At 71.2% G+C, this 19,506-nt stretch carries 16 protein-coding genes and 2 pseudogenes; 7 read left to right on the top strand and 11 right to left on the bottom strand.

All coding sequences use genetic code 11. The features are described from left to right. Positions 1 to 18 precede the first annotated feature (18 nt). Both ACWD3E_RS34790 and ACWD3E_RS34795 read left to right on the top strand, forming a co-directional pair. Positions 19 to 1,668: an acyl-CoA synthetase gene (locus ACWD3E_RS34790; RefSeq protein WP_451391516.1), complete on the top strand. Its 1,650-nt coding sequence runs from the start codon at positions 19 to 21 to the stop codon at positions 1,666 to 1,668. 134 nt (positions 1,669 to 1,802) lie between these two features. Then, positions 1,803 to 3,515 (top strand): sulfatase, encoded by a 1,713-nt coding sequence (locus ACWD3E_RS34795; protein ID WP_451391517.1) that lies wholly within the window; start codon positions 1,803 to 1,805, stop codon positions 3,513 to 3,515. Here the strand turns inward: ACWD3E_RS34795 and ACWD3E_RS34800 are convergent. Beyond that, entirely contained in the window at positions 3,484 to 4,227 is a 744-nt protein-coding gene (locus ACWD3E_RS34800) for an alpha/beta fold hydrolase (protein WP_451391518.1), read from the bottom strand. The genes ACWD3E_RS34795 and ACWD3E_RS34800 overlap by 32 nt on opposite strands. Positions 4,228 to 4,248: 21 nt before the next feature. After that, positions 4,249 to 5,142 carry an alpha/beta fold hydrolase gene (locus tag ACWD3E_RS34805; protein ID WP_451391519.1) on the bottom strand — a complete coding sequence of 298 codons (894 nt, stop codon included), beginning with the start codon at positions 5,140 to 5,142 and terminating at the stop codon, positions 4,249 to 4,251. Positions 5,143 to 5,346: 204 nt separating this feature from the next. On the opposite strand from ACWD3E_RS34805, the gene paaK reads away from it, so the two are divergent. Next, complete coding sequence (gene paaK, locus ACWD3E_RS34810) at positions 5,347 to 6,642, top strand: phenylacetate--CoA ligase PaaK (protein WP_451391520.1); 1,296 nt, start codon at positions 5,347 to 5,349, stop codon at positions 6,640 to 6,642. Between the two features lie 2 nt (positions 6,643 to 6,644). Here the strand turns inward: paaK and ACWD3E_RS34815 are convergent, their stop codons facing one another. The 6 genes from ACWD3E_RS34815 to ACWD3E_RS34840 form a co-directional block, all read right to left on the bottom strand. Further along, positions 6,645 to 7,127, bottom strand: a complete 483-nt coding sequence (locus tag ACWD3E_RS34815) for a VOC family protein (protein ID WP_451391521.1) — start codon at positions 7,125 to 7,127, stop codon at positions 6,645 to 6,647. Between the two features lie 98 nt (positions 7,128 to 7,225). Continuing rightward, a complete protein-coding gene (locus ACWD3E_RS34820; RefSeq protein ID WP_451391522.1) occupies positions 7,226 to 8,749 on the bottom strand; it encodes an acyl-CoA synthetase in 1,524 nt (507 codons plus the stop codon). Positions 8,750 to 8,814: 65 nt separating this feature from the next. After that, positions 8,815 to 10,377, bottom strand: coding sequence for an acyl-CoA synthetase (locus ACWD3E_RS34825; protein WP_451391523.1), 1,563 nt, complete (start codon positions 10,375 to 10,377; stop codon positions 8,815 to 8,817). Beyond that, on the bottom strand, positions 10,374 to 11,501 hold the full coding sequence (locus tag ACWD3E_RS34830; protein WP_451391524.1) for an NAD(P)H-dependent flavin oxidoreductase: 1,128 nt from the start codon (positions 11,499 to 11,501) through the stop codon (positions 10,374 to 10,376). The genes ACWD3E_RS34825 and ACWD3E_RS34830 overlap by 4 nt, the downstream gene beginning before the upstream one ends. Positions 11,502 to 11,601: 100 nt before the next feature. Next, positions 11,602 to 13,176, bottom strand: coding sequence for a phytoene desaturase family protein (locus tag ACWD3E_RS34835; RefSeq protein ID WP_451391525.1), 1,575 nt, complete (start codon positions 13,174 to 13,176; stop codon positions 11,602 to 11,604). A 71-nt stretch (positions 13,177 to 13,247) separates the two neighbouring features. After that, positions 13,248 to 14,090: an oxygenase MpaB family protein gene (locus tag ACWD3E_RS34840; protein WP_451391526.1), complete on the bottom strand. Its 843-nt coding sequence runs from the start codon at positions 14,088 to 14,090 to the stop codon at positions 13,248 to 13,250. 511 nt (positions 14,091 to 14,601) lie between these two features. Here ACWD3E_RS34840 and ACWD3E_RS34845 point away from each other — a divergent pair. The 4 genes and pseudogenes from ACWD3E_RS34845 to ACWD3E_RS34860 all read left to right on the top strand — a co-directional run bounded on the left by ACWD3E_RS34845 (position 14,602) and on the right by ACWD3E_RS34860 (position 16,696). Continuing rightward, on the top strand, positions 14,602 to 14,922 hold the full coding sequence (locus ACWD3E_RS34845) for a transposase (RefSeq protein WP_451391527.1): 321 nt from the start codon (positions 14,602 to 14,604) through the stop codon (positions 14,920 to 14,922). Positions 14,923 to 14,982: 60 nt separating this feature from the next. Then, positions 14,983 to 15,102: pseudogene (locus ACWD3E_RS34850) on the top strand (IS3 family transposase); the annotation flags it as partial. Between the two features lie 116 nt (positions 15,103 to 15,218). Beyond that, positions 15,219 to 15,947 (top strand): annotated as a pseudogene (locus ACWD3E_RS34855) (aldo/keto reductase). Continuing rightward, on the top strand, positions 15,938 to 16,696 hold the full coding sequence (locus ACWD3E_RS34860; RefSeq protein WP_451391528.1) for a FadR/GntR family transcriptional regulator: 759 nt from the start codon (positions 15,938 to 15,940) through the stop codon (positions 16,694 to 16,696). Before ACWD3E_RS34855 ends, ACWD3E_RS34860 begins: the two are co-directional and overlap by 10 nt. Before the next feature lie 305 nt (positions 16,697 to 17,001). On the opposite strand, the gene ACWD3E_RS34865 is transcribed toward ACWD3E_RS34860, so the two are convergent. The 3 genes from ACWD3E_RS34865 to ACWD3E_RS34875 form a co-directional block, all read right to left on the bottom strand. After that, positions 17,002 to 17,502, bottom strand: coding sequence for a universal stress protein (locus tag ACWD3E_RS34865; protein ID WP_451391529.1), 501 nt, complete (start codon positions 17,500 to 17,502; stop codon positions 17,002 to 17,004). 5 nt (positions 17,503 to 17,507) lie between these two features. Beyond that, positions 17,508 to 18,764, bottom strand: a complete 1,257-nt coding sequence (locus ACWD3E_RS34870; RefSeq protein ID WP_451391530.1) for an SLC13 family permease — start codon at positions 18,762 to 18,764, stop codon at positions 17,508 to 17,510. Positions 18,765 to 18,972: 208 nt separating this feature from the next. Next, positions 18,973 to 19,392: a PfkB family carbohydrate kinase gene (locus tag ACWD3E_RS34875; protein WP_451391531.1), complete on the bottom strand. Its 420-nt coding sequence runs from the start codon at positions 19,390 to 19,392 to the stop codon at positions 18,973 to 18,975. Positions 19,393 to 19,506: the final 114 nt, after the last annotated feature.

The raw sequence follows: 19,506 nt of genomic DNA on the forward strand, positions 1-19,506 counted from the left end.
CCGGGGTCAGGAGGAGCGGTGGAGTACAACCTTGCCGATCTGTTCGAGTCCGTCGTCGACGTGGTCCCGGACCGCGAGGCGCTCGTGTACCTCGACCACCCCGGCACGGGCGCGGAGCGCCGTCTGACGTACGCGGAGCTGGACGCCGCCGCCAACCGCGTCGCCCATCACCTGATCGACGCCGGTCTGCGCCCCGGCGAGCATCTGGGCCTGCATCTGTACAACGGCGTGGAGTACCTGCAGACGGTGCTGGCCTGCCTGAAGGCCCGCATCGTCCCGGTGAACGTCAACTACCGCTATGTCGAAGAGGAGTTGGTGTACCTCTACCAGGACGCCGACCTTGCGGCACTGGTCTTCGACGCGGAGTTCGGGGAGCGGGTGGCGGGGGCGCTGCCGCACGCGCCGGGACTGCGGCATCTGCTGCGCGTGGGGACGGCCGGCGGCGAGGTGCCGGGGGCGCTGCCGTTCGAGGAGGCGGAGGCGTCCGGGTCGTCCGAGCGGGGCTTTTCGGCCCGTTCCGGCGACGACCAGTTCATCATCTACACCGGCGGCACGACCGGCATGCCGAAGGGCGTGATGTGGCGTCAGGAGGACCTGTTCTTCGCCGGGTTGGGCGGCGGGGCGCCGACCGGCGAGCCGGTGAAGGCACCGAAGGAGCTGGCCGAACGGGTCGCCGCGGGCGGCTCCGGAATCACCTTCTTCCCCACTCCCCCGCTGATGCACGGCACCTCGACGCTCACCGCGTTCATCGGTTTCAACTTCGGCCAACGGGTGGTGCTGCACCGCCGGTTCGTGCCGGAGGAGGTGCTGCGCACGGTCGAGAAGGAGAAGGTCACCAGCGTGTCCCTGGTCGGCGACGCGATGCTCCGGCCGCTGATCGACGCGCTGAACGGGCCGCTGAGGGGCACGGACTGTTCGGCGCTGTTCAGCGTCTCCTCCTCGGGCGCGATCATGTCGGAGACGGTACGGCGGCAGTTCCGCGAGCTGGTCCCGAACGCGCTGCTGCTGAACAACTTCGGTTCGTCCGAGTCCGGCTTCAACGGCACGGCGACGGAGGACTCGGGGCCCGAGCGGGGTTTCCGCATCCGGGTCAACTCCCGTACGCAGGTGGTGGACCCGGCGACGCACGAGCCGGTCGCGGTGGGTGAGGTCGGCCGGGTCGCCCAGTGCGGCCATGTGCCGCTCGGCTACTACAACGACCCGCAAAAGACCGCCGAGACCTTCTTCGAGAAGGACGGCATCCGCTGGGTGCTGCTGGGCGACATGGCGACGGTCGACGAGGAGGGGGTCGTCACCGTCCTCGGCCGCGGCTCGCAGTGCATCAACACCGGTGGGGAGAAGGTGTATCCGGAGGAGGTCGAGCAGGCGCTCAAGGCCCACCCGGACGTGTACGACGCGCTGGTCGCCGGGGTGCCGGACGCGCGATGGGGCAACCATGTGGCGGCCGTCGTCCAGTTGCGCAAGGGGGCGCGCCGACCGTCGCTCACCGACATCCAGGACCACTGCCGTACCCGGCTGGCCGGCTACAAGATCCCCCGCCAGCTGGTGATCACGGACGCCATCCGCCGCTCCCCGAGCGGCAAGGCGGACTACCGGTGGGCCCGGGAGGTGGCAGTGTCGGCGGACCGCCAGGACCTGTGGAACCAGCACGACAAGTACGACCGGTAGCGGGCGTGCGGCCTTCGGGACGCGCCGGTTACCTGCGGAAACGTGAGTCTGCCCCGGAGTGTCCCACCGTCGTGCGGGGCGCGCCAACATACGCTGTGCGCGCCCGATCGGGGCACGCACGGAAGGACCTTCGGGTGTCGCACCTCATTACTCGTCAACTACCGCCCGACGACGTCTCGGAGAGCGATGAGACGGGTGAGGACTTCTCGGCAACACCCCGAGCATCCCGGCTGGCGCGCGGGGCCGCCGTCGCGACGACCGTTCTGGCCGCCGTCCTGGTGCTCGGCGCCCTGCTGCTGCCGAACCACCTGGACCAGCTGACCCTCGACGCGTTCCTGCGCATCCCGGCCGAGGCCGTCCTCCTCGCCGCACTGCTGCTCGTACTGCCGCCCCGGATGCGGGGTTTGGCCGCGGTCGCCGTCGGCCTGCTGCTCGGGCTGCTGACTGTCCTCAAGTGCCTGGACATGGGCTTCTACTCGGTGCTGGAGCGCCCCTTCGACCTGGTGCTGGACTGGGTGGTGCTCGACGCCGCGGCGGACTTCCTGCGCAAGTCCTTCGGCCGGACCGATGAACTGCTCGCTCTCGGCTGCGTCTTGCTGCTCGCGCTGGCGCTGCTTGTCCTCACCACGCTCGCCATGGTCCGGCTGTCCCGCCTGTTGGCCCGGCACCGTCAGCCCGCCATGAAGGGCATCATCGTGCTGGGCACCGCCTGGATCGTCTGCGTCACCCTGGGCCTGCGGGTCGGCGACGCCCCGGTCGCCGCCAAGACGGACGCCGAGCTCGTCGCCGACCGCGTCCAGCAGGTCCGCACCGGTCTCCAGGACGCCCAGGTGTTCCGCCGGGAGGCCGCCGCCGACGCCTTCGCGCACACCCCGCGCGAGCGGCTGCTGACCGGACTGCGTGGCAAGGACGTGCTGTTCACGTTCGTGGAGAGTTACGGCCGTACGGCCATCGAGGACCCGGCGATGGCCCCGCGCATCGGCGAGGTCCTGAAGGAGGGCACCGCCTCGCTGAAGGCGGCCGGTTTCACGGCGCGCAGCGGCTGGCTCGGGTCGCCGGTGACGGGCGGCGGCAGCTGGCTGGCGCACTCGACGTTCCTGTCCGGCCTGTGGATCTCCAACCAGCAGCGGTTCCGCAATCTGACCTCGGGCGACCGAATGACCCTCACCCGGTACTTCCGCGAGACCGGCGCCTGGCGCACGGCCGGCATCGTGCCCGGGGTGGAACGGGCTTGGCCCGAGGGAAAGTTCTTCGGCCTGGAGCACGTCTACGACGCCACCCACCTCGGATACCACGGTCCGCGCTTCGGCTGGTCACAGGTGCCGGACCAGTTCACCCTGGAGGCTTTCCGGCGGCTGGAGTTCGACAGGCGCCGCCGGAGTCCGCTGATGGCGGAGATCATCCTCACGTCCAGCCATCACCCCTGGGCACCCGTGCCCCGAGCGGTCGACTGGGCGGACCTGGGCGACGGCTCGGTCTTCCGGGGCATCAAGAAGCAGGGCAAGGACCCCGAGGAGGTCTGGAGGAACCCGGAGAGCGTGCGCACCGAGTACCGCAATGCCATCGCGTACTCGCTGCGCAGCCTCGTCGGCTTCCTGCGGCGCTACGGCGACGAACGCACCGTTCTGGTCTTCCTCGGCGACCACCAGCCGGTGCCGGCCGTGACCTCGGGCAGCCTGCGCAAGGACGTGCCAATCACGATCGTCGCCCACGACCCGAAGATCCTGGCCCGGATCTCCGGCTGGGGCTGGACGGCGGGACTGAAACCGGCTGCGGACGCTCCCGTCTGGCCGATGAGCGCGTTCCGGGACCGGTTCATGCGGGCGTACGGCCCGCCTTCGCACTGACCGGGGCGTCGTCCCCTGCCAGGAAGGGCTCCAGTACGGCCAGGTACTCCTCCGGCCGGGTCTCGTGCACCAGATGCCCGGTGTCCAGGGTCACCAGCCGGGCGTCCGGGATGAGGTGCGCCAGCTGTGCGACCTGGTCCTGCGGGATGGGGCTGGTCGCGCCGCCCCCGATCACCAGGGTGGGCATGGTGATCCGCTCCATGTGGTCCCACCACACCGGAGGGGGTGCGTTGCGTTGTGCGTCGGTGGCCCGCACCATCAGCCAGTCGCAGGGCAGCTCCTCCTCGGGCTGGTCGGCGAGGGGCCGGGGCGGATCGAGCGGCACGGGCGCGCACACGTCTTCCAGCACCAGCCGCCGTACGGCACCGGGGTGGCGTTGGGCCAGCAGGTAGGCGACGACACCGCCCAGCGAGTGGCCCACGACGTCGACGCGGTCGACGCCGAGCGCCGCGAGCAGGGCGTGGACGTCGTCACGCATCAGCTGGCAGGAGTATTCCCCGGGCCAGTCGCTGCGCCCGTGGCCGCGCAGGTCCGGTGCGTAGACGCGGCGCGGGTGCGGCGGCGCGGCGAGCCGGTCGGCGATCCGCGTCCAGTCCGCGCCGTCGGCGCCCCGGCAGTGCAGCAGCACGACGGGCGGGGCGCCCTCCGGGCCCCGGACGCGGCAGGCGAGCCTGATGCCGTTCGCGGTCACGAACCGCGGTGCGGTGTCCATGCCGGGAGGCTGGCCGCGCGGTCAGGCCCGCAATCCCCGCTCTGCCGACGGCAGATCGCCGCCACCGTCGCCATGGGCGTCCGCGTCGAGGAAGGCGGTGACGCGGTGCACGAACCACTGCGGGTCGTCCAGCCAGGGGTAGTGGCCGGCCCCTGGCTGGACGGCGACCTCGGCGTGCGGGAAGGCGGCGGCGGTGCGGCGGGCCAGGTCGGGGCGGGGGCCGCCGTCGGCCTCGCCCGCGTGCACGAGGACCGGGGCGGCCAGCGCGGCGAGGGCCGCCCGAGTCGCGTCCGGGGTGAAGGCGCCCTCGCCGAAGTAGCGTTCGGCCGCCTCCTCGTTGGTCTGTTCCAGCTCGGCGTCCGTGTGGGCCCGGGCCGCCTCGTCCCAGCGGCTGTAGAAGAACGGCAGGAACACGTCGTCGAAGTCGGCCTCACCGGCCAGCCAGGCCCGGAAGGCGGGGAAGGCCTCCGCGAACCAGGGCTCGTCCGCCCGCAGGCGGGCCGCGGCCAGCCGGTCCTCGGGAGTCGCCCGCATCCCCAGAGCCGACGGATTGGGCGTGATCAGCACGAGCCGCCGTACCCGGTGCGGGTAACGGGCCGCGTAGAGCATCGCCAGGGCGCCGCCGGCCGAGTGGGCGAGCAGATCCATGTGCTCCAGCCCCATGTGGGCGCGCCATAGCTCGACGTCCTCGACCATCCGGTCACAGCGGTAGGTCGACGGGTCCACCGGCGCCTCGGACTCACCCGTGCCCCGCAGATCGAGCAGGGTGAGCCGGCGATGAGCGGTGAGTCCGCCCAGGTCCCCGAGGTAGGCGGAGGCGCGCATGGGGCCGCCGGGCAGGACGGCGAGGTGCTCGCCGGCGCCCCGGAGGTGGTAGGCGAGCCGGGTCCCGTCGGCCGCGGTGAAGGTGGGCATGCGGAGATCATCACGGTGCCGCCCGCCGCTCCGCAAGGCATTACCGACCGGACCAGGGGCGAGGGCGGACGCAGGGCCGGGGTCCGCGCGGAAAATCACGGCAGACCTCTTGCCTGGAACCGATTGGCCTGAATTACTGGCCCCGAACAGAGCGACCGAATGATCGGTCGTCCGGAATGTGCGGCTGGTGAGGGAGACGTCCCGATGGCGGATGCGACGGACCTGCTCGACGCGGGCGAACGGCTCGGACCGGAGGAGCTGCGGGCGCTTCAGCTGGAGCGGCTGCGCACCTCGTTGCGGCACGCCTACGACCACGTGCCCTTCTATCGCGACTCCTTCACCAAGGCCGGGGTCCACCCGGACGACTGCCGTTCCCTCGCCGACCTGGCCCGCTTCCCCTTCACCACCAAGGCCGACCTGCGCGAGAACTACCCGTACGGGATGTTCGCCGTGCCCCGCGATCAGGTCCGCCGTATCCATGCGTCGAGCGGCACCACGGGACTCCCGACGGTGGTCGGCTACACGGACAACGACCTTTCCGTGTGGGCCGACATGGTGGCGCGTTCGATCCGGGCGGCGGGCGGCCGGCCCGGTGACACGGTGCATGTGGCGTACGGCTATGGACTGTTCACGGGCGGCCTGGGCGCCCACTATGGCGCCGAACGCCTGGGCTGTACGGTCATCCCCGCGTCGGGCGGCATGACGGCCCGCCAGGTCCAGCTGATCCGGGACCTGGAACCGGACATCATCATGGTCACCCCCTCCTACATGCTCACCCTGCTGGACGAGTTCGAACGGCAGGGCGTGGACCCGCGCGGCACCTCGCTGCGGGTGGGCGTATTCGGGGCGGAGCCGTGGACCGAGCAGATGCGGCGCGAGATCGAGGAGCGGTTCGCGATCGACGCCGTGGACATCTACGGGCTGTCCGAGGTGATAGGCCCGGGTGTGGCCCAGGAGTGTGTGGAGACCAAGGACGGCCTCCATGTGTGGGAGGACCACTTCTATCCGGAGGTGGTGGATCCGATCACCGGCGAGGTGCTGCCGGACGGTGAGCAGGGCGAGCTGGTGTTCACCTCGCTCACCAAGGAGGCCATGCCGGTCATCCGGTACCGGACCCGGGACCTGACCCGGCTGCTGCCCGGCACGGCCCGGGTGTTCCGGCGGATGGAGAAGATCACCGGCCGCAGCGACGACATGGTGATCCTGCGCGGGGTCAACCTCTTCCCGACCCAGATCGAGGAGATCGTGCTGCGCACCCCGGGCGTGGCACCGCACTTCCAGCTCCGCCTCACCCGGGAGGGCCGCCTGGACGCACTCACCGTCCGCGCCGAGGCCCGCCAAGGGGCCACCCCGGAGACCCGGGAGGCAGCCGCCCGCTCCATCGTCGCCGCCGTGAAGGACGGCATCGGCGTGTCCGTGGACGTGGAGATCGTGGAGCCGGAGTCGCTGGAACGGTCGGTGGGCAAGATCCGCCGGATCGTCGATCTCCGGCCGCGTTAGGGTCAGTGGAAGAGTTGCCGGGCCCGGCGGGCGATCTCGTCCGGTGTCAGGTCCTCGATGTGCGTGAGGAAGACCCAGACGTGCCCGAAGGGGTCGCGCAGAATCGTCGTGCGGTCGCCGTGGAACTGGTCGGCCGGGGGCTGGAGCAGTTCCGCGCCGGCCGCGACGGCCTGCCTCGCCAATGCGTCGACGTCGGCGACGTAGGCGTGCAGTCCCACCGTGGTGCCGCCGAGGGCGGTCGGTGCACTGAAGACCGGCCCCTCGGCATCGCCCAGCATGATGGTGGAGCCCTGGACGCTGACCTCGGCATGCACGATGCGTCCGTCCGGGCCCGCGAGGCGGAAGAGTTCCGCGGCACCGAACGCCTCGGTGTAGAAGTCGATCGCGGCGGCGGCGCCGTCGATCATCACATGGGCGATCACGGCGTTGCGGTAGGTCTCAGGGGCGGTGGCCGTGGGCGTGGTCGCAGGCGTGTGCGTGGTCATGGAACTGCCTCCTTGGTCGGGCTGCTACCGATGACCACGAACGTAGAAGCTCAACCAAGCTTGAGGTCAACCGCCGCCCGGCAGGCGCCCCGCGGGGTTCAGCCGCTGAACCGGTCCCGCAGCTCCCGTTTGAGGATCTTGCCGCTCGCGTTGCGCGGCAGTTCTTCCACGAAGAGCACCTTCTTGGGCGCCTTGAACGCAGGGAGCTTCTCCCTCACGTGGGAGACGAGTTGGGCCTCCGTGACGTCGCCGCGCGGGACGACGACCGCGGTGACGGCCTCGATCCAGCGTTCGTCGGGCAGGCCGATCACGGCGGCCTCGGCGACGGCTTCGTGGGTGTAGAGGGCGTCTTCGACCTGGCGTGAAGCGACCAGTACGCCACCGGAGTTGATGACGTCCTTCACCCGGTCGACGATGGTGAAGTAGCCCTCCGGGTCGCGCACCGCGAGGTCACCGGAGTGGAACCAGCCGTCACGGAAGGCTTCCGCGGTCTCCTCGGGCTTGTCCCAGTAGCCCTCGCACAACTGCGGTGAGCGGTAGACGATTTCACCGGGCGTGCCGTCGGGCACGTCCTCCCCCTTGTCGTCCACCACGCGCGCGTCCACGAACAGCACGGTCCGGCCGCACGAGTCCAGTCGGCCCTCGTGCTCGCCGGGTCCGAGCACCGTGGCCAGGGGGCCGATCTCGCTCTGTCCGAAACAGTTGTAGAAGGCCAGACCGGGCAGCCGTTCGCGCAGCCGTCGCAGCACGGGGACCGGCATGATGGACGCGCCGTAGTACGCCTTGCGCAGGCCGTCGAGGTTCCGGGTGGCGAAGTCGGGCCGGTTCGCCAGGCCGATCCACACCGTGGGAGGCGCGAACAGGCTGTCCACGCGCCCCGCTTCGACCAGGTCGAACAGCCGGTCCCCGTCGGGGGCGTCGAGGATGATGTTCGTTGCGCCGACCGCGAGGTAGGGCAGCAGGAACACGTGCATCTGCGCCGAGTGGTACAGCGGCAGCGCGTGCGCGGGCCGGTCGCCCGCGCTCAGGTCGAGGGCGGTGATCGCGCTCAAGTACTCGTGCACCAGGGCCCGGTGGGTCATCATCGCGCCCTTGGGCAGGGCGGTGGTGCCGGAGGTGTACAGCAGCTGCACCAGGTCCTCGGTGCGCGGCTCGGGCCCGTCGTACGGCGGTGTGTCCGCCAGCCGGGACAGCAGCGAGCCCTCGGCGTCACGGAGCGGCAACACCCGTACGCCGTCGGGCAGTCGTTCCGCCAGGTCCGGGTCGGCGAGCACCAGCGTGCTGCCCGACTGGCGGACCAGGTACGCCAGGTCGTCGCCGGTGAGGTTCTGGTTGACCGGCACATGGACCAGGCCGGCGCGGGCACAGGCGAGGAAGCCGATGAGATAGGCGTCGCAGTTGTGGCCGTACGCGCCGACCCGGTCCCCCGGCGCAAGGCCCTGGGCGAGCAGCAGTGCGGCGGCGCGGGAGACGGCGCCGTCGAGTTCCTCGTACGTCCACGTCCGCTCGCCGTACTCCAGCGCGATGCGCGCCGGGGTGCGGCGGGCGCTGCGCCGCAGCACCCCGTCGACCGTGCTGCCTCGTCCCGGCGGTGCCTGCGGTTCCTGCGGTTCCTGCGTCATGACTGCCGATCCTCGGGCCGCCGGACGGGCAGGTCAAGGACTGTGCCGGGGAGAATGCGGGCGACTCACACCTGCCGGGTGCGTCCCTCCCAGTAGGGATCGCGCAGCCGCCGCTTGTACAGCTTGCCGTTGGGGTCGCGGGGCAGCTCGGTGACGAAGTCGACGCTCCTGGGCCGCTTGTAGCCGGCGAGCCGCTCGGCGCAGTGGCCGAGGAGCGCGCCGGCGAGGTCGGGGCCGGGCTGGTGGCCGGGGGCCGGTTCCACGACGGCCTTGACCTCCTCCCCCCAGTCGTCGTGCGGGACGCCGAAGGCTGCGGCGTCCGCGACGGCGGGGTGGGCGAGCAGCACGGACTCGATCTCGGCGGGGTAGATGTTGACCCCACCGGAGATGATCATGTCGATCTTGCGGTCGCGGAGGAAGAGATAGCCGTCCTCGTCCAGGTAGCCGAGGTCGCCGACGGTGAAGAAGTCGCCGATGCGGTTCTTGCGCGTCTTGGTCTCGTCCTTGTGGTACGAGAAGCCGCCGGTGCTCATCTTCATGTAGACGGTGCCGAGTTCGCCGGGCGGGAGCCGGTTGCCGTCGTCGTCGAAAACGGCGAGTTCGCTGATGGGCCAGGCCTTGCCGACGGTGCCGGGCTTCTTCAGCCAGTCCTCGGCGGTGGCGAAGGCACCGCCGCCCTCGCTGGCCGCGTAGTACTCCTCCACGCAGCTACCCCACCAGTCGATCATGGCTCGCTTCACATGGTCCGGGCAGGGGGCGGCGCCGTGGATGGCGTGCCGCATGGACGTCACGTCGTAGCGGGCCCGCACCTCGTCCGGCAGCGCCAGCAGCCGGTGGAACTGGGTGGGGACCATATGGGTGTGGGTGCACCTGTGGGTGTCGATGAGGTGGAGCATCTCCTGCGGGGTCCACTTGTCCATCAGCACCAGGCGGTGGCCGATGTGCAGGGACGCGCCCGCGAACTGGAGGACGGCCGTGTGGTAGAGCGGCGAGCAGACCAGGTGGACGTTGCCGTCGAACGGCCTGATGCCGAAGATGCCGAGGAAGCCGCCGAGGTAGGCCTCCTCGGGGGGCTTTCCGGGCAGCGGGCGGCGGATGCCGCGCGGGCGTCCCGTCGTACCGGAGGTGTAGTTCATGACCCAGCCGAGCGTGCGGTCGGCGGGCGCCGACCCGGGCTGTCCGTCGAGGAGTTCGGCGTACGGCCGGAAGCCCTCGGCCGCGCCGACCGCGTAGCGGTGCGTAGCCGGGAGGCGCGCTTCGTCGGCGGCGTCACGCGCGGCCCCGGCGAACCGCTCGTGCGTGATGAGCACCTTGGCCCCGGAGTCGGCGACGATCCAGGCGATCTCGGGGCCGACCAGGTGGTGGTTGACCGGGACCAGGTAGAACCCGGCCTGGGTGGCGGCGAGGTAGGCGGTGAAGAACTCGACGCCGTTGGGCAGGACGACGGCGAAGGCGTCACCGCGCCGCAGTCCGGCCGCGCGCAGCCCGTGCACGAGCCGGTTGGCGGCCGCGTGCAGGCGTCCGGCGGTCCACTGCTCGCCGTCGGGTGCGATCAGGACCGTGCGCCCGGGGTCCTGGCGGGCCTGGGCCCAGAAGCCGACGGGGGGTGTGTTCACAACTTCGCTCATGCCTGGCCGCTCCTTCCGGCGATGCGGTTGAGCCGGTCCACGGCCCGCTCGAAGCCGCGGGTGAGGTCGTCGAAGACGGCCTGGACGCTGCGTTCGCTGGTCATCCGGCCGACGATCTGGCCGACGGGCGTGCCGAGCAGCGGTTCGACCTCGTACTTCTGGATACGGGAGACAGCCTCGGCGACCAGCAGGCCCTGCAGGGGCATCGGCAGTGTGCCGGGCCCCGCCTGGTCGTCCCAGGCGTCGGTCCACTCGGTGCGGAGCTGACGGGCGGGCTTCCCGGTCAGGGCGCGGGACCGGACGGTGTCGCCGGAACCGGCGGCGAGCAGCTTGCGGGTCAGGGCGGGCGAGTGGAGGTCCGCTTCTGTGGTGGTCAGCCATATGGAGCCCATCCACACACCTTGGGCACCGAGTGTGAGGGCAGCCGCCACCTGCTGTCCGCTGCCGATGCCCCCTGCGGCCAACACCGGCAGCGGGTCGACGGCCTCGACCACCTCCGGAGTCAGCACCATGGAGGCGATCTCCCCGGTGTGGCCGCCGGCCTCGTACCCCTGGGCCACGACGATGTCGATGCCCGCCTCCTGGTGCTTGCGGGCGTGCCGGGCGCTGCCGGCGAGCGCGGCGACCAGGATCCCCCGGTCGTGGGCGCGGGCGACGACGTCGGCGGGCGGGGAGCCGAGGGCGTTGGCCAGCAGCTTGATCGGATAGTCGAAGGCGACGTCGAGCTGGCTGCGGGCGACCTGCTCCATCCAGCCGGTGATCCGCCACCCGGAGGCCTCGCCCTCAGCGAGTTCGGGCACGCCGTACTTGGTGAGGGTGTCCCGCACGAACTGCCGGTGTCCCTCGGGGATCATGGCCTCGACGTCGGCCTCGGTCAGTGTCCGGTTCTCCGTGGCCTCGACCTTCTTCGCGGGCATGACGACGTCCAGCCCGTAGGGCCGGCCCCCGACGTGCGCCTCGATCCAGTCGAGGTCGCGTTTGAGGTCATCGGGGGCGGTGTAGCGGACCGCGCCGAGCACTCCGAAACCGCCGGCCCGGCTGATGGCCGCGGCGACGGCGGGGAACGGCGTGAAGCCGAAGACGGCGTGCTCGACTCCCAGTTGCTTGCTCAGCTCCGTCTGCATGGGCGCAGGATGCCGCAGCCGCCGTGCCGAAGGAAGGCAACGGAAGGGTTTTTCTGACGTACCGTCAGTTCACTCGCCCCGTCATTTCCACCTCATCGCGTCACGACGTCGCCTCCAGCACCGCCATCGCCGCGTTGTGCCCCGGCACCCCGCTAACCCCGCCCCCGCGCACCGCGCCCGCCCCGCACAGCAGGACGTTCGCGTGCCGGGTCTCCACGCCCCAACGCCCGCTTCCCTCCTGGGCGTACGGCCAGGACAGGGCGCGGTGGAAGATGTTGCCGCCGGGCAGCCGCAGGTCGCGTTCGAGGTCGAGCGGGGTCTTCGCCTCGATGCAGGGGCGCCCGTCCGCATCGGTGGCGAGGCAGTCGGCGAGGGGTTCGGCAAGGTGGGCGTCGAGCTGGGTGAGGGTGGACTTCAGCAGTTCTTCGCGCACGCCGTCGTTGTCCCGGGCGAAGAGCCGCGCCGGGGTGTGCAGCCCGAAAAGGGTGAGCGTCTGGTAGCCGCGCTCGACGAGGTCGGGGCCGAGGATGGAGGGGTCGGTCAGGGAGTGGCAGTAGATCTCCGAGGGCGGCGCGGCCGGGAGTTCACCGGCGCAGGCCTGGGCGTGGGCGGTGGCCAGCTGCCGGTAGCCCTCGGCGATGTGGAAGGTGCCCGCGAAGGCCTCGCGGGGGTCGACTGAGGGGTCGCGCAGCTTCGGTAGCCGCTTGAGCAGCATGTTGACCTTGAGCTGGGCACCCTCGGCGGCTTCGGGCGCCGTATCGCCCGTCAGCACGGCCAGCTCCTCCGGGGAGGCGTTGACCAGGACGTGCCGGGCCGCCGCGACGCCCTCGCCGTCGGGCGTACGGTAGACGACCTCGGCGGTCCGTCCGTCGGTGTCGATGCGGACCGCCTCGTGCCCGGTCTCGATGACCGCGCCCGCCGTGCGCGCGGCGGCGGCCAGTGCGTCGGTGAGGGCGCCCATGCCTCCGACGGGCACGTCCCAGGCGCCGGTGCCACCACCGATGACGTGGTAGAGGAAGCAGCGGTTCTGGGCCAGGGAGGCATCGTGCGCGTCGGCGAAGGTGCCGATGAGGGCGTCGGTGAGGACCACGCCCCGGACCAGGTCGTCGGTGAAGTTCTCCTCGACGGCGACGCCGATCGGCTCCTCGAACAGGGCCCGCCAGGCGCTCTCGTCGTCGATGCGGCGTCGCAGCTCGTCACGGCTGGGCAGAGGTTCGGTGAGCGTCGGGAACACGCGCTGGGCGAGGCGGCCGGTCATGTCGTAGAAGCGCTGCCAGGCCGCGTACTCGTGCTCGCCGCCGGTGAGCCGGGCGAACGCCGCGCGGGTGCGCTCCTCGCCGCCGCCGACGAGCAGTCCGGTGGCCCGTCCGTCGCGCTCCACGGGGGTGTACGAGGAGATGGTGCGGGCCCGGACCCGGAAGTCCAGCCCGAGGTCGCGCACGATCTTCGACGGCAGCAGGCTGACCAGGTAGGAGTAGCGCGACAGGCGGGCGTCGACGCCCGCGAACGGGCGGGTGGAGACGGCGGCGCCGCCGGTGTGGTCCAGGCGTTCCAGCACCAGCACGGAGCGGCCGGCCCGGGCCAGGTAGGCGGCGGCGACCAGGCCGTTGTGGCCGCCCCCGACGATGACGGCGTCGTACGTGCAGGTTCCCTCGGTGGCAGACGTGGCAGACATGGTTCTTCGTAACACGGGAAGATCCACGGCGGCCAGAGGCGGGTCCGGACCTGCTCGCCCGGCGTGGCGGCCTATCGCCCGACTTTGTGCGGCGCCGGACGCGCCCTGGGCCCGAGCCTCGCCATCGCGGTCAGGATGTGTTTGGGCGGCAGCTGCCAGCGCAGCTTGGAGGGAAAGGCGCGGAACAGGGCGCCCGTTGCGCGCAGTCGGCGGGTGACGACCTCGGGTGCGGGGGCCGGCCTGCCGTACAGCTCATGGGCGTACGGCGGCAGGGAGGAGTACGCCAAGTGGGCCACGTGCCGCCACAGGACCTCGCGGGCCGGCACGAGTAGGGGGTGTGTCGGCGGGCGGAGCAGGAAGTCGTCCACCACGCGGGCCTCGTCGCCCGCGGCGAGTTCCGGCCGTACCTTTTCGAAGTAGGCGTTCATCTCGGCCTGGTTGGCCGGTACGGCGTCCGGGTCGAGGCCCACCAGCCTTGCGCTGACGCGGTGTTCGGCTATGTACCGGTCAGCCAGGGTGTCGTCGAGCGGGAAGCCGGAGCGGCGCACGACGTGCAGATAGGAGTCGATCTCCGCGCAGTGCACCCACAGCAGCAGGGCGGGTTCGTCGACGCCGTACCGCTCGCCCGTGTCCGGATCCGTGGCCGACAGCTTGGTGTGGATCTTCCGGACCCGGGCCCCGATCCGTTCGGCGGCCTCCGTCGTGCCGTACGTCGTCGTGCCCACGAAGCCGGCCGTGCGCATCAGTCTGCCCCAGGCGTCGCGCCGGAAGTCGGAGTTCTGCATGACTCCGCGCACCGCACGTGGGTGCAGGGCCTGGAGGTAGAGCGCGCGGATGCCGGCGACCCACATCATGGGGTCGGCGTGCAGGTGCCAGGTCACTGATCTCGGAGTGAAGAGCCCGGGGTCGCCCATGCCCGCAGGTGTGACCCCAGCCGCCAGGTGTCTCCGGAGCATCACGTTGACCTGCACTTTCGCCAACCACCCTCAGCACCTTGTGGAGCTGTCTGCCGAGGGTTCTTGGCACATCGGTACAGGTTCACAAACCTACCTGTCTTGCACCGCAAGAGACGCCCCTTCCTCCTCCGGCAGCCTGGAACGGCACATCAGCAACCATGGCGCCACCCCCGGGTCCTTCCCACAGCGCCGCTGGATCACTCACCCGAACACCTTCTGTTCGCCGACGATTCTGATCAAGTGAGCGCATCACGGAGCGGGCTCAGCACCTCGGAACGCACCGAACACTTTGCATGTAAGGCGGACACGAGGACCCCCAGCCCCTGCTGCTCGATCGCACGCCCGTTGGCGCATCGAGCGCTGCCACCCCCTGGTCGGGCAGATCCACATTTCACGATCTCGCCCGAATGCACGCCATCCCGGCCGATGCCGCCGGTCGGCTGGTCATGCCAGATGACTGGAGTGCCGAGTGGACTACGGCGTGGCGCTCATGAAGCACTGTCCGCCGCAGTTCAAGGCGGACGCGGTCGCGCTGTACCGGTCGCGCCCGGGAGCGACGCTCAGGTCGGTTGCCGCTGATCTGGGGGTCAACCCGGAGACGCTGCGGAACCGGGTACGGGCGGCCGGGGCAAGTCGGCCCCGGGCCCGCCGGGCGGAGATGCCGGCCAAGCCGCCTACTCCCCTGGAGGCGGAGAGCGCGGCCCTGCGCAAGAAGGTCCGCGAGCTGAAGGAGGAGCGCGAGATCCTGCGCAAGGCGGCGAAGTATTTCGCCGGGCAGACGCGCTGGTGAGCCGCTTCCATTTCGTCGCCGACCACCAGCGCCGCTTCGGCGTGAAGCGAGGTTCACCAGGACGCGGACGGCACCTACGGGGTCCCCAGGATCACCGCCGAACTGCGTGAGACGGGCGAGTTGGTCAACCACAAGAAGGTCGCCCGCATCATGCGCCAGGTCGGCCTGGCCGGGCTGCGGCTGCGCAGGAAGCACCGGACCGCCATCACGGACCCGGCCGCCGCGAAGGCAGCCGACCTCTTCGGCCGTGGCTTGACCGCAGTGGCGGTGAACACGAGGTACGCCGGTGACATCACCTGTCTCCCGCGGCCGGCGGGAAGTTCCTGTACCTGGCCACGGTCATCGGCCTCGCCTCCCGGCGCCTGGCAGGCTGGGCGATCGACGACCACATGCGCGCCGAACTGGTCACCGAGGCCCTGGCCGCCGCTGAGCGGTGCCGCGGCAGCCTCGCCGGCGCCATCCTGCACACCGATCACGGGGCCCAGACGCGGCTGGGCCGCCTGGACGTGGTCTACCTGCACGACCCGGACAACCACTGGCGGCAGGCCGCCGAGGAGACCATGCCGGCCCTGGGAGAGCTGCGCGACCAGGATGCTGGCCGGGCGCTACACGCTGCTGGACCAGTCGGCGCCGGGACGACGTCCTGCCCGCCGCGCGGGAACTGGGCAAAAGTGTGGTCGCCGTCGGCGTGTTCAACTCCGGACTGCTCTCCCACGACCGGCCCGCCGAGGGAATGACGTACGACCACCGGGAAGCTCCGCCGGAGCGGGTCGCGCGTGCCCAGGAGATCGCCCGGGTCTGCGCGGAGCACGAGACGAGCCTGCCCGCCGCAGCCATGGCCTTTCCCCGCACGTATCATCAACGTCACCCTGGGCATGCGAAATCTCGAACAGGTCGAACGAAACGTGCAGCTTCACCTTCGGCCCGTTCCCGACGGTGTGTGGGCCGACCTTCGCGCTCGGGGCCTGATCAGGGCGGACGTACCGGCGCGGACCGGTCGCGGGAGGAGTGCGCGGTGTCTTTGACCGACAAGGCCATCGAGCACATCCGTGAGCTGATCCGCAGTGGCGCACTGCCTCCGGGTTCGAAGCTGCCGCCGGAGGCGGACCTCGCCGCCCAGCTGGGCCTGTCCCGCAACCTCGCCCGCGAGGCGGTCAAGGCACTGGCCGTCGCACGCGTGCTGGACGTCCGGCGAGGCGACGGCACGTACGTGACCAGTCTCGAGCCCAGCCTGCTGTTCGAGGGCCTGGGCGGAGCCGTGGAACTCCTGCAGAGCGACTCGGCCGCCCTGCTGGACCTGATGGAGGTCCGCCGGCTCCTGGAGCCGGCGGCCACCGCGCTGGCCGCCACCCGGATCTCCGACGACCAACTGGCCGAGGTCAAGCGCCATCTGGACGCCATGCGCGAGGCCCACGACGACGTCGAGCAGCTCAATGCCCACGACGCGGCCTTCCACCGGACCGTCATCTCCGCGACGGGCAACGACTCGCTGCTCACGCTCCTGGAAGGCATCTCGGGCCGTACGCTGCGCGCCCGGATCTGGCGCGGCCTGGTCGACGACCAGGCCGCGGGCCGCACGCTCGCCGAACACGAGTCGATCTTCACTGCCCTCTCCACCCGCGACGTCTTCCTGAGCCAGGCCGCCGCCCTCATGCACGTCAACAACACCGAGCAGTGGCTGAAGGAACACCTGCGCTCCTCGGAGCCACCCGTCACCGGTACAGCGGGGCGTCGACGGGGTGTCCCGCCGAAGCCTGCCCAACGGGAGGCGTGAGGAGCTCCCAGGGGCCTGCCTGCGGACGCCGTACAGGCCATGTCGACGGGGCATCGGCTCGCTGTCGGCGCGCACCGGCACCGCGAGAGTGAAAGAGCCGGGCTCAGCTGCCAGGATCCCTGTCACCGGGGTCTGCTGTACCTCGACTGCTCGCACCCGGCTGCGCGTTCCACGTCCGGGATGAGACGACCGGGACAGGAGATCGGCAGCAGCCGCATCACGGGCATCATCGCCAAGAATCGGTCTGCTTCACCGTCGCCCATGCTCCTGGCTGCGCAGGACGGTCCGGTGCCGGGTGCCTGCCGCTATCGGTGGTGCGGCGGGTTGGGCGGCGGGGGCGGGATGGTGTCGATGCCGGGTGCGGGCTCGGGCCACACCAGCAGGACGGGGCACGGGGCGTGGTCGACGATGAAACGGCCGGCATGCCCGAGGCTGCGCGGCCCGAGATGGGTCCGGTCACCGTCGCGGGTGACGATGAGCAGGTCGGCGCCCTCGGCAGCGGCGACGACCTCTCGCTCGACGCGGCCGGTCCGCTCGACGCGGGCGCAAGGGCGGCCCAGACGCTGCGCGGCTTCGGCCAGGAATGTCTCGGCGGAGGCAGCGGCCAGGTGCTCCACCTGCGTGCCGGGGTCGCGTTCGCCATGGCCGCGGCCGAGCAGACCGGCGAAGGCGCCGTGCGCCGCGCCCGGGACGTCGGCCGGGGTGACGTGGAGCAGCACGATGTCGGCGTCGTCGGGCGCGTGGGCGCGGGCGGCGTCGATGCCGGCGGGCCAGGTGCCCTCGGTGATCCAGGCGATGACTTTCATGACGGTCAGCCTCCGATGAGGGTGAGCGAGGTCCACAGTGCCACCACCGACAGCCCCAGGGCGGCAGGCACGGTGAACACACCGAGCCGGGTGAACTCACCGAGTTCGACGTTACTGTCGTGTTCATGCACGATGCGCCGCCACAGCAGCGTGGCCAGGGAGCCGGCGTAGGTGAGGTTCGGGCCGATGTTCACCCCCAGCAGGACTGCCAGGACCGCGCCCGGCCCGGACGCGGCGGTCAGCGGCAGCAGCACCAGCACGGCGGGCAGGTTGTTGATGACATTGGCCAGCACCGCGGCCAGGGCCGCGATACCGAACAACGCCACCAGTCCCGTACCGCCCGGGATCAGGTGCCCCAGCCCCGCCGCCAGCCCGTTGTCGACGACCGCGCGGACCACCAGTCCCAGGGCCAGGACGAAGGCGAGGAACGGTAGCGCGGCGGCCCGCACGATAGCGGTGGGCGTGGTACGGCGCTGGGCCAGAGCCCGCACGGCGAGCACGAGGGCGCCGGCGAAGGCCGCCCAGGCGGGGTTGACGTCCACCATGGAGGTGAGGACGAAACCGGCCAGCGTGCAGGCCACTGTGACCAGGGCGAACACCGGCAGTTCGCGTTGCTCGGGGGTGCGTGGGGCCTGAGCTCCTGCGTCCAGGTCGGTGGCGAAGAACCGGCGGAAGACCACGTACTCGGTGGTGATGGCCACCAGCCAGGGCAAAGCCATCAGGGCGGCGAAGCGCGTGAAGCTCAGCCCGCTGGCGGCGAATGCGAGCAGGTTGGTGAGGTTGGAGACCGGCAGCAGCAGCGACGCGGTGTTCGAAAGGTGGGTGCAGGCGTAGACGTGCGGTTTCGGCCGGGCGCCGAGCCGGGCGGCGGTGGCGAACACCACCGGCGTCAGCAGCACGATCGTGGCATCCAGACTGAGCACCGCGGTGATCAACGATGCGGCTGCGAACACCTGCACCAGCAGGCGGCGCGGGCGCCCCGCCGCGCTACGGGCCATCCAGGCCCCGCACGCGTGGAACAACCCCTCGTCGTCACACAGCTGGGCGAGGACCAGGACGGCCGCAAGGAACCCGATCACCGGCCCGAGCCGCTCCGCCTCCTCACGGGCGTGCGCCAGCGAGAGCGCCCCGGTGGCGATCACCACGCCCGCAGCCGGGACGGCGACAACCGCCTCCGGCCACCCGAACGGGCGAATGACGGCGCACGCCAGCACCGCCAGCAGCAGAACGACGGAGACGGCCTCCGCCACAGATGAGTTCACCACCAGATCTTCCCCCGCCCGCGACCGCCTGCGCGACCGGCGAGGGCGGGCCCGCCTGCCGGGCAGCGAGCGGACCGGAGTCCAGTTCGCATCGCTGCCGTCGAGGGTCATGGAGCGGTACGGACGGTCGCGCGCGCGGTGATTCTGATGGGTGAACAGATGCGAGGCCACACCTGCCCCAGGCAAGGCCACCCGTCTCACGCGATCCCTAGCAGGATCCGGACCAGTCCCGGGCCAAGGCACCGTGCGGTGCCCCGTGGAAAGGCCGTCTGCGCAGGTCAGGGTGGTCCGCGAGCTTGTACCACCAGCAGACCAAGAACCTGCTGGCGACGAACGCGTCGCCAGCACCGGTGGTGTCCCTGACTGCGGCGGGGATGGCCGGGACCGCGGCGGTGATGCCGCCCGTATCGGTGATGATCGCGCCCGCTCCTCCCAACGTGGTGATCACCGCCCTGGCGCCCTGGCGCCCAGCGCGGCGTGCGCTTTCCGCACGGCGGACCGGGTCCTTGACCCTTTCTGGGGCGGGCTGCCCGTGGACCACCGCCTGCCCCTGCTCGTTCACGAATGCCGCCCGGTCGGCACGGAGCAAATCATGCAGCGCGCCGCCGGGATGCCGCCGGGTGTCCATGTCCACCAGGATGGTGCCGTTGCGCCAGCATCACCGCCGGCCGTTCGAGTACCCCTTGCAGCCCGGCGCGTCGCCGCCCGTGCCGGAAGGTCAGCCCGTCGGCCTGTTCGGCGA

It is taken from the genome of Streptomyces sp. NPDC002676, assembly GCF_053592455.1.